The 13,180-nt window shown below is 47.2% G+C and carries 10 protein-coding genes; 9 read left to right on the top strand and 1 reads right to left on the bottom strand.

The annotated features are described in order from the left end of the window. Window positions 1–136: 136 nt before the first annotated feature. The 8 genes from VFDL14_RS20470 to VFDL14_RS20505 all read left to right on the top strand — a co-directional run bounded on the left by VFDL14_RS20470 (window position 137) and on the right by VFDL14_RS20505 (window position 11,404). Window positions 137–859: a GntR family transcriptional regulator gene (locus VFDL14_RS20470; protein WP_032549156.1), complete on the top strand. Its 723-nt coding sequence runs from the start codon at window positions 137–139 to the stop codon at window positions 857–859. A 102-nt stretch (window positions 860–961) separates the two neighbouring features. Continuing rightward, complete coding sequence (gene prpB / locus VFDL14_RS20475) at window positions 962–1,864, top strand: methylisocitrate lyase (RefSeq protein WP_032549155.1); 903 nt, start codon at window positions 962–964, stop codon at window positions 1,862–1,864. A 191-nt stretch (window positions 1,865–2,055) separates the two neighbouring features. Further along, window positions 2,056–3,228, top strand: coding sequence for a bifunctional 2-methylcitrate synthase/citrate synthase (gene prpC, locus VFDL14_RS20480; protein ID WP_032549153.1), 1,173 nt, complete (start codon window positions 2,056–2,058; stop codon window positions 3,226–3,228). Between the two features lie 114 nt (window positions 3,229–3,342). Beyond that, complete coding sequence (gene acnD, locus VFDL14_RS20485; protein WP_032549152.1) at window positions 3,343–5,958, top strand: Fe/S-dependent 2-methylisocitrate dehydratase AcnD; 2,616 nt, start codon at window positions 3,343–3,345, stop codon at window positions 5,956–5,958. Between the two features lie 9 nt (window positions 5,959–5,967). After that, window positions 5,968–7,140, top strand: a complete 1,173-nt coding sequence (prpF, locus tag VFDL14_RS20490) for a 2-methylaconitate cis-trans isomerase PrpF (RefSeq protein ID WP_032549151.1) — start codon at window positions 5,968–5,970, stop codon at window positions 7,138–7,140. A gap of 211 nt (window positions 7,141–7,351) precedes the next feature. After that, window positions 7,352–9,241, top strand: a complete 1,890-nt coding sequence (locus VFDL14_RS20495) for a propionyl-CoA synthetase (protein ID WP_032549715.1) — start codon at window positions 7,352–7,354, stop codon at window positions 9,239–9,241. Between the two features lie 194 nt (window positions 9,242–9,435). Continuing rightward, entirely contained in the window at window positions 9,436–9,915 is a 480-nt protein-coding gene (locus VFDL14_RS20500; RefSeq protein ID WP_032549150.1) for a GNAT family N-acetyltransferase, read from the top strand. A 100-nt stretch (window positions 9,916–10,015) separates the two neighbouring features. Continuing rightward, complete coding sequence (locus VFDL14_RS20505) at window positions 10,016–11,404, top strand: bifunctional NUDIX hydrolase/phosphatase PAP2 family protein (RefSeq protein WP_050487305.1); 1,389 nt, start codon at window positions 10,016–10,018, stop codon at window positions 11,402–11,404. Window positions 11,405–11,492: 88 nt separating this feature from the next. Here the strand turns inward: VFDL14_RS20505 and VFDL14_RS20510 are convergent, their stop codons facing one another. Beyond that, a complete protein-coding gene (locus VFDL14_RS20510; protein WP_032549148.1) occupies window positions 11,493–12,302 on the bottom strand; it encodes a Cof-type HAD-IIB family hydrolase in 810 nt (269 codons plus the stop codon). Window positions 12,303–12,491: 189 nt separating this feature from the next. On the opposite strand from VFDL14_RS20510, the gene queE reads away from it, so the two are divergent. Further along, entirely contained in the window at window positions 12,492–13,160 is a 669-nt protein-coding gene (queE, locus tag VFDL14_RS20515; RefSeq protein ID WP_152549196.1) for a 7-carboxy-7-deazaguanine synthase QueE, read from the top strand. The last annotated feature ends 20 nt before the right edge of the window (window positions 13,161–13,180 follow it).

Raw genomic sequence — 13,180 nt, 5'->3', positions numbered from 1 at the left:
AAATTGTCGACAATGTGCTTGATTGTTGACAGGTTAGCAGGCTATCTTGTTATCAATGTTGAATGATTGTTAACAATTAGCGCGATTCTAAAAACAATCATTAGAGATGAATATGTAGGATTAGGGTGAAAAGAAGATGGCGACGACAGCAGTAAATACCTTGCTTAACGATGACCCTAAGTTAAAAGGGGGCGACAAAGAGCATACTAAGTCAGCAAGTCTGACGGAGTATCTGATTGAAGCCATCGTTAGTGGTGAACTTGAGCCGGGCGCAAAAATCTCTGAACCAGAGTTGGCTAAGCGATTTGAAGTGAGCCGTGGCCCGCTACGTGAAGCAATGATGAGAGTGGAAGGGCTTGGGCTGATTGAGCGTATTCCTCATGTTGGTGCTCGCGTAATTACCCTTTGCGAAGAGAAGCTGATCGAGCTCTATTCCGTACGAGAAGCGCTTGAGGGTATGGCAGCGCGATTAGCGGCTCGATACATCACAGCCGAAGAGTTGATGGGTTTAGAAGGGCTGCTACTGACTCACTCAAAGCATATTGATCAAGTAGATGGCGCTTCTTACTTCCATCAGCACGGTGATTTTGACTTCCATTACCGAATCATCAAAGCGAGTCGTAATAGCAAATTAGAGGCGCTTTTGTGCGATGAGCTATATCACTTGCTTCGTATGTACCGCTACCAATCTCCTCGCGCTCAATCACGCCCTATTGAAGCACTCAACGAACACAAGTTTATTCTGCAAGCAATCAGTCAGCGAGATGAAGAGTTAGCAGAAATGTTGATGAGAAGACATATATCAGGCAGTCGCCGCCTTATCGAGCAGCGATTGCAAGTTAAACCGGACGCTCAATAAATCGAGTGAATCTGAAATTCTTACTTAAAGCACATAAAGCGTGATGACTGCACCTGTTCGCAGTCACACCAACAGAAATCGAATACATCAGGGAGAGAAATCATGAATCTATCGCCAGGAGCTAAGTTTCGTGAAGCGGTTGCAAATAACCACCCGCTGCAGATTGTCGGAACCATTAACCCTTATTGCGCCATGATGGCGAAAAACTTAGGGCATCAGGCTATCTATTTGTCAGGGGGGGGTATTGCCAATGCGTCTTACGGACTACCAGATTTAGGCATCACTACATTAAACGACGTGTTAGTGGATGTAGAACGCATTACCAATGCGTGTGACCTGCCTCTGTTGGTCGATATTGATACTGGCTTTGGCGGGGCATTCAATATCGCTCGTACTATCAAAGCGATGGAAAAAGCTGGAGCCGCGGCGGTTCACATGGAAGACCAAGTGGCGCAGAAACGATGTGGCCACCGTCCAAATAAAGCCATCGTGAGCCAAGCTGAGATGGTCGACCGAGTAAAAGCTGCGGCAGACGCAAGGGTAGACAGCGACTTTGTGATCATGGCGAGAACAGACGCTTTGGCGGTTGAAGGCATCGATAGTGCTATTGAGCGCGCGATAGCATGTGTGGAAGCGGGCGCAGATATGATCTTCCCTGAAGCAATGAATCAGCTTGATCAATACGTGAAGTTCTCAACAGCACTGCAATCTGCCACAGGCCGTCATGTTCCTATCTTGGCCAATATTACTGAGTTTGGTCAGACACCATTATACAACTGCAAAGAGCTGGCAGAGGCTCATGTCGACATGGTTCTGTACCCGTTGAGCGCCTTTAGAGCGATGAATAAAGCGGCAGAAAACGTCTACAAACACCTGTTAGTCGAAGGCAATCAAGAGGCGCTGCTTGATTCAATGCAGACACGTAAAGAGCTATACCAGCACCTGAATTACCACGATTACGAGAATAAGCTCGATCAGCTGTTTGCGAGTGACGAGAGCGAATAGAGCGGCTCAGTAACCCAATTAGAAATAACGAATTTAAAGAAACATTAAGAATACTTAATCCAATAACGTGAAACGGTTAGCTCGACCTACAACAGCCAAGCGACTCTATATTTTGGATGAAATATGCGCTTAGGACTGAATCAAAAACGCACCAAAGAGTGCAGGCAGCTAACACAGAGAAGGAGTTCATCATGACCACTACATTGAGCAACAAAGCAAGTGTCGAAGAGAAAGCGCCAGCTAAGGCACCGATCGGCGGCGCGGGTCTTCGAGGCCAAAGTGCAGGCGAGACCGCTTTGTGTACTGTAGGTAAATCGGGTACAGGCCTGACTTACCGCGGTTACGACATTACAGATCTTGCTAATAATGCCCAGTTTGAAGAAGTGGCGTACCTGCTGCTTAGAGGTCACCTACCGAATGCGAAAGAGCTTGATGATTACAAGACTAAGCTTGTAGGCTTACGTGGCTTACCTGAATCATTAAAAGCAGCGCTTGAGTTAATTCCAGCGGACGCGCATCCAATGGATGTGATGCGCACGGGTTGTTCCATGCTAGGTAATATTGAACAAGAGACAGACTTTACTCAGCAGCTTAATGCGACTGAGCGAATGCTTGCGTTGTTTCCAGCGATTATCTGTTACTGGTATCGCTTTAGCCACGATGGCGTAAGAGTAGATACTGAGGATCACAGTGAAGCGTGTATCGGTGGTTACTTCTTGAAAATGCTAACCGATGAAACTCCAACTGAGCTACATAAGCAGGTGATGCACTGTTCACTTATTCTTTACGCTGAGCATGAGTTCAATGCTTCAACGTTTGCGGCACGTGTGTGTGCTTCGACCTTGTCCGATATTCACTCTTGTGTGACTGCAGCGATTGGTACGCTGCGAGGCCCTCTGCATGGTGGTGCGAATGAAGCTGCGATGGAGATGATTCAAGATTGGCAGACACCAGAAGAAGCTGAATCCAATATCATGCAGATGCTTGCTAACAAAGACAAAATCATGGGCTTTGGTCACGCTATCTACCGTGAAAGCGATCCACGTAACGCTTTGATTAAGCAGTGGTCTAAGGCGCTTTCTGAAGAAGTGGGTGACACTAAGCTGTATGCAGTTTCAGAGCGTGTTGAGTCGGTAATGAAGCGCGAGAAAGGTTTGTTCTGTAACGCTGACTTCTTCCATGCCTCGGCGTATCACTTCATGGATATCCCAACTAAGCTGTTCACTCCGATCTTTGTGATGAGCCGTCTAACTGGCTGGGCTGCGCATGTGTTCGAGCAGAGAGCCAACAACCGTATCATTCGCCCAAGTGCGGACTACACGGGTCCTGAGCACCAAGAGTGGTTGCCTATCCATTTGCGTTAACTGTAACGATAGACAGAGTGGATTGCTCTGTCGACCATGGATGTCGTCTGGCTCATTTAGACGTCATCCACCTTTATCGATCAGTGAAGTTACGCCCAATATGGAGGGGCGATTATGACCGAAAATACCCAAGACCGTGAGCAGTATCGAAATCAGTTTCGAAAAGTGTTGCCGGGAACTAACCTTGAATTTTATGACGTACGTGACGCGGTTGAGCAACTTGCTCCCGGTAGTTACGACACCTTACCTTACACCTCCAAAGTGCTGGCCGAGCAGATTCTAAGACGTTGTGAAATCGATTCACTACAAGCCAGCCTAGAGCAGATCATCGAAAGAAAACGAGAGCGTGATTTTCCTTGGTATCCTGCTCGTGTTGTTTGTCACGATATCCTTGGCCAAACCGCATTGGTTGATCTCGCAGGCTTGAGAGATGCAATTGCGGATCAGGGAGGAGACCCAGCCAAAGTAAACCCTGTGGTTGAGACGCAGCTGATTGTTGACCACTCATTGGCTGTTGAACACGCTGGCTTTGAAGATGACGCTTTTGATAAAAACCGTGCAATAGAGGAGCGTCGTAATGAAGACCGCTTCCATTTTATCGAGTGGTGTAAAACGGCCTTTAAGAATGTGAATGTTATCCCTGCAGGTAACGGGATCATGCATCAGATCAACCTTGAGAAGATGTCGCCAGTTATTCAAAACAAAAACGGCCTAGCATATCCAGACACCTGCGTCGGTACCGATAGCCATACTCCTCACGTTGATGCACTAGGCGTTATCGCGATTGGTGTTGGCGGGCTAGAAGCTGAAACTGTGATGCTGGGTCGACCATCAATGATGCGATTGCCTGATATTGTGGGTGTTAAGCTAACTGGTCAGCGTCAAGAAGGTATTACTGCAACAGATATCGTGCTTGCGATTACTGAATTCTTGCGTAAAGAGCGTGTTGTCTCTAGCTACCTAGAGTTTTTCGGGGAAGGGGCGAGAGCCTTGTCGATTGGCGACCGTGCGACGATCTCTAACATGACACCGGAATATGGCGCGACTGCGGGTATGTTCTACATCGATGAGCAGACCATTCAGTACCTCAAGCTAACGGGGCGTGAGCCAGAGCAGGTCGATTTGGTAGAGCGTTATGCTAAGCAAGTTGGGCTTTGGGCTGATGATATGACTTCAGCGAAATATGAGCGTGTGCTTGAGTTTGATTTGTCGCAGGTCGAGCGAAACCTTGCTGGCCCGTCTAACCCTCATCGACGACTACCAACTTCTGAGTTACAGCAACAAGGAATCAGCCATGACGAGCTGACTGAGAGCGACGACGATCAAATGCCAGATGGCGCGGTGATCATTGCTGCTATCACGTCTTGTACTAATACCAGTAACCCAAGAAATGTGGTTGCAGCAGGCTTAGTCGCTAAAAAAGCCAACCAGTTGGGGCTTGTTCGCAAACCATGGGTAAAAACCTCGTTTGCTCCGGGGTCGAAAGTGGCCAAGCTTTACCTTGAATCGGCAGGCTTGTTGGATGAACTTGAAACGCTTGGTTTCGGTATTGTCGGCTATGCCTGTACGACCTGTAATGGCATGAGTGGCGCACTAGATCCTAAGATTCAACAAGAAATCATCGACAGAGATCTGTACACCACAGCGGTGCTATCTGGAAACCGAAACTTCGATGGTCGTATTCACCCTTATGCCAAGCAAGCGTTTCTTGCATCTCCCCCACTGGTTGTCGCTTACGCGCTTGCAGGGACAATGCGCTTCGATATTGAGAAGCACAGCCTTGGCAATGATGCATCGGGCAATCCGATCTATTTGAGCGACTTATGGCCAAGTGACGAAGAGATCGATGCAGTTGTAGCGCAGCACGTGAAACCGCAACAGTTTAACGACATCTACATTCAAATGTTTAAGTTGGATGAAGGGTTGTCTGCCAGTGAGCCTCTTTACGATTGGCGCCCGATGAGTACCTATATCCGTCGTCCTCCATATTGGGAAGGCGCTTTGGCAGGGGAGCGTTCGCTGAAAGGAATGCGACCACTGGCAATTCTGGGTGACAACATCACCACGGATCACCTTTCGCCGTCTAATGCGATTCTCGCGAGCAGTGCAGCCGGTGAATACTTAGCCAAAATGGATGTGCCAGAAGAGGACTTTAACTCTTACGCGACTCACCGAGGCGATCACTTAACGGCGCAACGTGCCACCTTTGCTAACCCTAAGCTCTTTAATGAGATGGTCCAAGAAAATGGCAAAGTGGTACAAGGCTCACTTGCTCGCGTTGAACCAGAAGGCAAGGTAACACGCATGTGGGAAGCTATCGAAACCTACATGGATAGAAAGCAGCCGCTGGTCGTTATCGCGGGTGCAGACTATGGTCAAGGCTCATCTCGAGACTGGGCTGCCAAAGGTGTTCGCTTGGCGGGTGTAGAAGCGATTGTTGCTGAAGGTTTTGAGCGTATCCACCGTACCAACCTAGTCGGAATGGGCGTTCTGCCGCTGCAATTTAAAGCTGGGGAAAATCGCAATACGCTCAAGCTAGATGGTACAGAACTGTTTGATGTCCATGGAGATATCACACCGGGCGCTGATCTCGCATTAGTTATTACACGTCAGGATGGTAGCCGAATGGATGTCGCAGTCACTTGTCGTCTGGATACCGAAGACGAAGTGCATGTCTATCAAGCTGGTGGCGTACTTCAACGCTTTGCCAAAGACTTTTTGGCGCAGTAGGGAGGCATTATGAGTATTCATCAATTGAAAATTGCAGCGACCTACATGCGAGGCGGTACTAGTAAAGGTGTTTTCTTCAATCTCGTCGACCTGCCAGAGCGAGCGCAAACGCCCGGTGAGTATCGAGACAAGTTACTGATGCGCGTTATTGGTAGTCCAGATCCTTACGGCAAACAGACAGACGGTATGGGTGGAGCAACATCCAGTACCAGTAAGGTTGTGATTGCATCTAAGAGTGAACAACCCGGTCACGATGTCGATTATCTATTTGGTCAGGTAGCGATTGATAAACCGTTTGTCGACTGGAGCGGTAACTGTGGCAACTTATCAGCTGCTATCGGGCCTTATGCCATTCATGCTGGTCTAATTGATCCTGAACGAGTCCCAATGAACGGTGTCGTTGAAGTTCGGGTTTGGCAAGCCAATATCGAGAAGACGATTATTGTCCATGTACCAATGATTAATGGTCAAGTTCAAGAAGTTGGTGATTTTGAGTTGGATGGCGTGACTTTTCCAGCTGCTGAAATTCAGGTCGACTTTATGGAACCCGCTGGTGAGGTGGGGAGTGTGCTTCCAACCGGACAAGCGGTTGATCTACTCGATGTTCCTGAATTGGGTTGTATTGAGGTGAGTTTGGTTAACGCAGGGATACCAACCATCTTTGTTGATGCCTCCGTTCTTGGATATCAAGGAACCGAACTGCAAGAAGATATCAACTCTGACGAGGAAGCCTTAGCACTATTTGAGTCGATTCGAGCACACGGCGCTGTTGCCATGGGTTTGATTGAAGACATCAGTGAGGCGCAAATGCGTCAGCACACGCCGAAGGTAGCGTTTGTATCTCCACCAAAACGGTACAAAGCATCTAGTGGGAAGATGGTCGAAGAGACTGAGATTGACGTCTTGGTTCGAGCGCTGTCCATGGGCAAACTGCACCACGCCATGATGGGAACAGCAGCCGTTGCCATCGCGTCGGCCGCTGCGATATCCGGAACACTGGTTAATCGCGCTGCAGGTGGTGGCGAACGAGATTTTACTACTTTTGGACACCCTTCTGGAACGTTAAAGGTAGGAGCCGGTGCTTCGTTAACCCCTAAAGGGTGGGCGGTAGAGAAAGCCATGATGAGCAGAAGCGCTCGGATCCTGATGGAAGGGTTAGTGCGCGTGCCCTGTCCATTGTAAATGCTTGGGTCTTGGCATGGTCTGTTTATTAAGGCATTGGCTGTGCTAAAACCAGAATAAGCTATTCAATACGGGAAATAACACGTAAAGACAAAAGGTCAACAAGCCGATTATACGGCTGATCGTTTTCTGACGAATTCAAGGAGGAGGCGTTATGTCTTCTACACTAGAGCAAAAAGAGCAATCAATTGAAACTTCAAACCAAGGTGCGATGCAAACAGGAGCTTATCAAGCTGCCTATGATTTTGCGACGCGTAACCCTGAGCAATACTGGCAAAGCCAAGCTCAATGTATTGACTGGTTTGAAGAACCTACCCGAATTTTAGAGAAAGATGACAATGGTATAGAGCGCTGGTTTGCTGATGGCGTGATGAATACGTGCTGGCTTGCACTTGATTATCATTGTGAGCAAGGGCGAGGCGATACCACTGCGCTGGTCTATGACTCTCCTGTAACAGGCGTTAAGAAGCGCTACAGCTATGTGGAGTTGCGCGATCAAGTAGCGAAAGTCGCCGGCTTACTAGCGGCTCAGGGTGTTAAGAAGGGCGACCGAGTGGTTATCTATATGCCGATGATCCCGGAAGCGGCGATGGCGATGCTTGCCTGTGCGAGACTCGGTGCGATTCACTCAGTGGTATTTGGAGGTTTTGCCCCTCATGAGCTTGCGGTACGCATTGAGGACGCCGAGCCTAAGATGCTGATCACGGCGTCTTGTGGCATCGAAATCAACAAAGTTATTCCTTACAAGCCTTTGGTTGATAGAGCGATCATGGATAGTCGCTGGAAGCCACAAAATGTACTGGTGCTTCAACGACCTGAATGTGAAGCTGAGTTACAAAATGAGCGAGATTTGGATTGGCAGCAGGAGATGGAGAACTCACTGCCTCACGGTTGTGTGCCTGTGCTTGCAACGGATCCTCTTTATATCTTGTATACCTCAGGCACTACGGGCAAGCCGAAAGGGGTTGTACGTGATAATGGCGGTCATGCGGTTGCGATGAAGTATTCGATGAGTACTATCTACAACATGCCACAAGACGGGGTTTTCTGGGCGGCTTCTGATGTCGGTTGGGTTGTTGGCCACTCTTACATTGTCTATGCGCCTTTGATTCACGGTTGTACGACTATTCTGTTTGAGGGTAAACCAGTCCGAACTCCTGATCCGGGCGCGTTTTGGCGAGTTTGTGAAGAGTATTCTGTGAACGTTTTATTCTCAGCTCCTACAGCGTTTCGTGCAATCAAGAAGGAAGACCCAGAGGGTGAGTGTCTTAAGCAATATGATCTATCAAAACTTGATACCATCTTTATGGCGGGTGAGCGTTTGGACCCACCAACCCTAGAGTGGGTTGAAAGTAAAACAGCTAAACCTGTTGTCGATCACTGGTGGCAGACCGAGACAGGTTGGGCGATAGCGGGTAATCCTACTGGCTTAGAACTGATGCCAGTGAAAGCCGGCTCAGCAACTAAACCTGTTCCGGGCTATCAAGTTGAGATCCTCGATGAGTTAGGAGAAACGGCTCAACCAAATCAGCAAGGCTTTGTTGCGATTAAGCGCCCTCTGCCACCGGGTTGTCTCCCTACAGTTTGGCGCAATCATGACCGCTTTGAATCCGGCTACTTGAGTCAGTTCCCCGGTTACTACGTATCGGGTGATGGTGGATACCTAGACGAAGAGGGCTATCTATTCATTATGGGACGTATTGACGATGTGATTAACGTTGCGGGGCATAGATTGTCGACTGGTGAAATGGAAGAGATTGTTGGTGGCCACCCTGCTATTGCTGAATGTGCGGTTGTGGGAATTCACGATGACTTGAAAGGGCAGCTTCCGCTTGGGTTAGTGGTACTCAAAGATGGCGTGAAAGTCGATGATGTTGAGCTTCAAGGAGAGTTGGTAGGAAAGGTTCGTAATGAAATTGGTGCGGTTGCCTGCTTTAAACAAGCGCTGGTAGTTGAGCGCCTTCCTAAAACTCGCTCGGGCAAGATTCTGCGTAAGACGATACGACAAATCGCGGATGGAGAGCAGTACGTTGTGCCTTCAACAATCGATGACCCATCTAGCCTTAAAGAAATCGAAAGTCGTCTATCTAAAGAAGTTTAGCTAGTACTGTTAATACAACCAAGACGTCTAATAAGCCGCTTAGTCATTGCGACTAAGCGGCTTTCTTTATGGTTCCATCCGAATAATTACACACCTTAAACATGCTGATACAAGTATCTGTGCTTGTATCGTCGCTATGGGTAAGTAAACTAGGCTATAGTGTTATTTTGTGAAATAAAAGAAGACTCTACACCATGAGCCTAACATTGAGAGCTGCACAAAACTCAGACCTTGAGCAGCTGAACGAGATGATGTTCGATCTACATCATTATCACCATCTCGCTAGCCCGGAGCACTTTAAGACTGCTGAGGAGATTGAACAGGAAAAGAGTATCGCTCGATACCTAGATGACCCTCAATGCTTGGTTTATGTGGCTTTGAAAGGACAGCTGATAGTCGGTTTTGTCACCGGACATTTTTGTGAATTGGTGTCCACGGTAAGTAAACCTGTTCAAATGGGCAGTATTGATGAATTGTTTGTTTTGCCTGATTACCGAAATCAAGCGATTGCCGAGAAGCTTTTCAGTAAGTTAGAGAAAACATTTGATGATTATGGAGTGAAGCAGGTGTTCGTTGAAGTATGGGACTTTAATGACAATGCCAAGCACTTCTATCAAAAAATGGGGTTCATACCGCACATTCAATGGTGGAGAAAGTCTTTGGTGAAAAGCTAGGCTGCGCTTGGTGAGTGACTCCATTACACTGCGTTGTTTTCGTTCGTATTTTCTTATTTGTTTGTAGGTGCTTTCGTTGTTATATCGTTTTTTCCTCATAATGTTGGTTTCTATTTTAGGCATCTCAAATGTATCGGCTCAAGAACAACTACCCGATAACCTAGCGGGGGCGCTCTGTTTAGTTCGAGCTGATGACCAAATTGTTTTGGTCGATGAGATCATTACAGGTCAATTATCTTTACCGGGTGGCACTATAGTGGCTGGCGAGCCCGCTTATGTCGCTGCTCAAAGGGAGACATGGGAAGAGGCGGGCCTGGCCGTTACCGTTGGTGATGTGCTTGGCTATACCGATGGTGCCGTGGTGTTTGATTGTATTTCTGATTCAGAGATCATCAGCTACGACATAAAAAACGAAATCGGTGGGTTCGAGCTGCCAATCTGGTTCGCTCCGCATTACGGTGTAGAGGTAAGCCGCGCTATGCTTCTGGCCCCTGAAACGCTTGATGCTAAAGAATATCGCTACCCAGATCAGTGGAATACCATTGTCGAGATGTTTGGCCGAGCTTCCGATCAGCCTGTCACTTATGTTTCTGAGTTGGTCGCCGCAGCGCCTCAAATCCATCAAGGAGAGCTTGGTGTCATTGCGATGCTCCAAAACGCGATTAACTCACTGCCAAGTACCATTGGCCATAGCATTCTAGTGACAGATCTTATTGCACAGCCTTGGATATTTATCGTTGTTTTGCCTTTGATAGCTTGGCATTTTGGCCGTAATTTTGCGCTCAAGTTTGGCTTTACGCTTATCTCCGTTACCCTGCTTACCTTGATTGCTCATCAGGGCTTTGGTTTACCCCGCCCACACGCATACCTCCCAACGCTTAAGCTGGTGGAAAGTAGTGGTTATAGCTTTCCAAGCATGTTAGCGGCTATCTGGGTAAGCCTTACCAGTCTGGTCGTTTGGAAGCTGAAAAAGCTCGACGACCAAAAAGCGTGGTCTTGGATCGGCATTGGTTTGTTGTGGATTACATTATTCAAAGCATACTCAGGAAGTGCGTTCTTCAGTGACGTCTTAATGGGGGCAGTTTTAGGTGGCCTAACGACTTGGCACATTGTTCGATTACATACAAAGCCAGATGTAAACATTAGTGAGTTATTGAGTTCCAAGGCGGTTTGGTGGGGACTTGCGATTATTTCTATTGTTCTAACCGTCATATGGCCACTGCCAACGTTCACATTTTGGGTGGCGATTCTAATGACTATAGCCTGTTTGGTGACTTTAACTCACGCTAATCCCTTAGTAGGACAGTTCTCATTCAATATTGTACTGGGCGTGATTGTGCTGCTTTTGGCAACCAATGGAGTAATTAGCTGGGCAGGAAGCTTTGTTTCGTTTAGCGGTATTGGTTCCTTGATTGTCGAAACACTTCGTTTTCCGCTGTTGATTCTGCTTGGGGTAGTTGCTTTCCGCTTACCTTGGAAAAGAGTTTAGAATCGATATCGCGTAATAAAAAAGGCTGTGAAGACAGCCTTTTTTAAGCTTTTAAGGAAGGGCTAGAGCGCCTTTCATCGCATCGCGATTACTTATCAAAGATAAACTTATCAATAGCCTTAGCTACACCGTGGTCGTCATTACTTGCGGTGATGTAGTTGGCAATTTGTTTAGTCTCTTCCATCGCATTTTCCATTGCAATACCAAGGCCAGCATACTCCAGCATATGATGGTCGTTTTCAGCGTCACCCATACAAATCACCTCATCAGAGCGAATGCCAAGATGGTTCGCAATGGCTTCGATACCGACGCCTTTGTTTGATTTAGGGTTTAAGAACTCAAGGAAGAATGGTGCACTTTGAACAATCGTGAATTGAGATTTAAGCTGCTCTGGCAATTTTCCAATGATTTCTGTCAGTTTGCTTGGCTCTGCGACAATCATGGTTTTGATGATCTCGTGATCATCTTCTAGTTGAGAAAAATCGAACTCAGTAATTTCTAGGCCGTTGATGCGCGCTTCAATGCCTGTGTATTCGTTGTTTTCTGGCGTGATTAGACCATGTACCTTACTGAATGCATGAACATATCCACCCAATTCATGGGCAAGTTCAGCAATCTCCTTAGCCGCTTTACCGTGGCTAATTTCGCTATGAATCACTTCTTTGGTTGATACGTTTTGTACCATCGAGCCGTTGTAGAAAAGGACGAAGTCGTCTTCGCCATTGATGTTTAACTCGTCGAGTTTGCTCTGCATCCCTTCAAGTGGGCGTCCTGATGCTAATACAACTTTAACGCCTGCAGCACGAGCTCGGGCAATCGCATCTTTGTTCTCTGCAGAGATGACTTTATCACTGTTTAATAGTGTGCCATCCATATCCAGAGCAATCAGTTTGTACATGTGGATCCTTACTTACTAAAAATAAAAAGCTAACAAAAATGAATGTTGGCAAGGATAAGGCAAGTGGAAACTGCAAGCTAGGGCTTTGATCAACGGATTTTGTAATACTCATTTGTTTGACCCAAGCCTTTAAGTGCTTTATCGTCTCCGCCTAATTTGTTTTACGAAATGATGTGAGCTGAGGGAAAGTTGTACAAGATTAATGAAATGTTTGAAACCATCCAGGGTGAAGGTGTCTTTACTGGTGTTCCAGCGGTGTTCGTGCGCCTGCAAATCTGTCCGGTCGGTTGCTCTTGGTGCGACACAAAACAGACATGGGAAGCCCTTGCTGAAGATGAAACATCTCTTGGCGATATTATGGTGAAAACAGAAGACTCACCAACTTGGTCCTCAGTTGATGCTCAAGGCATAGTTGACCAATATGTTAAACAAGGCTTCAATGCTAAACATATTGTGATTACCGGTGGTGAACCTTGTATTTACGATCTTGTACCTTTAACTGAAGCCTTTGAAAAGATGGGGTGCCGTTGCCAAATTGAGACCAGTGGAACCTCAGAAGTGAAAGCGACGGTGAAGACTTGGGTGACGGTGTCACCTAAAGTGGCAATGAAGGCGAAGTTGGAAATTTTAGACAGCGCCCTGCAGCGCGCAGATGAAATTAAGCACCCAGTGGGTACGTCTAAAGATGTTGACCAACTTGATCACCTATTAGAGCGTGCGAAGGTCTCTTCAGAAACGGTTATTGCACTGCAGCCGATTAGCCAAAAAGATCGTGCGACGCAGTTGTGTATCGACACGTGTATCGAGCGAAACTGGCGCCTATCTATTCAAACGCACAAATATTTGAGCATTGCGTAACTCAGCAGCATTGTCGAAAA

The sequence above is a fragment of the Vibrio fortis genome (assembly GCF_000695685.1).
Lineage (GTDB): Bacteria > Pseudomonadota > Gammaproteobacteria > Enterobacterales > Vibrionaceae > Vibrio > Vibrio fortis_A.
The sequence above is the reverse complement of the archived record's forward strand: the minus strand, read 5'-3'. Positions and strand labels throughout refer to the sequence as shown.

Excerpts from the sequence above, each read along its gene's own strand:
- VFDL14_RS20470 (WP_032549156.1), top strand. The coding sequence starts at position 137 with ATGGCGACGACAGCAGTAAATACCTTGCTTAACGATGACCCTAAGTTA.
- prpB (WP_032549155.1), top strand. The coding sequence starts at position 962 with ATGAATCTATCGCCAGGAGCTAAGTTTCGTGAAGCGGTTGCAAATAAC.
- prpC (WP_032549153.1), top strand. The coding sequence starts at position 2,056 with ATGACCACTACATTGAGCAACAAAGCAAGTGTCGAAGAGAAAGCGCCA.
- acnD (WP_032549152.1), top strand. The coding sequence starts at position 3,343 with ATGACCGAAAATACCCAAGACCGTGAGCAGTATCGAAATCAGTTTCGA.
- prpF (WP_032549151.1), top strand. The coding sequence starts at position 5,968 with ATGAGTATTCATCAATTGAAAATTGCAGCGACCTACATGCGAGGCGGT.
- VFDL14_RS20495 (WP_032549715.1), top strand. The coding sequence starts at position 7,352 with ATGCAAACAGGAGCTTATCAAGCTGCCTATGATTTTGCGACGCGTAAC.
- VFDL14_RS20500 (WP_032549150.1), top strand. The coding sequence starts at position 9,436 with ATGAGCCTAACATTGAGAGCTGCACAAAACTCAGACCTTGAGCAGCTG.
- VFDL14_RS20505 (WP_050487305.1), top strand. The coding sequence starts at position 10,016 with ATGTTGGTTTCTATTTTAGGCATCTCAAATGTATCGGCTCAAGAACAA.
- VFDL14_RS20510 (WP_032549148.1), bottom strand. The coding sequence starts at position 12,302 with ATGTACAAACTGATTGCTCTGGATATGGATGGCACACTATTAAACAGT.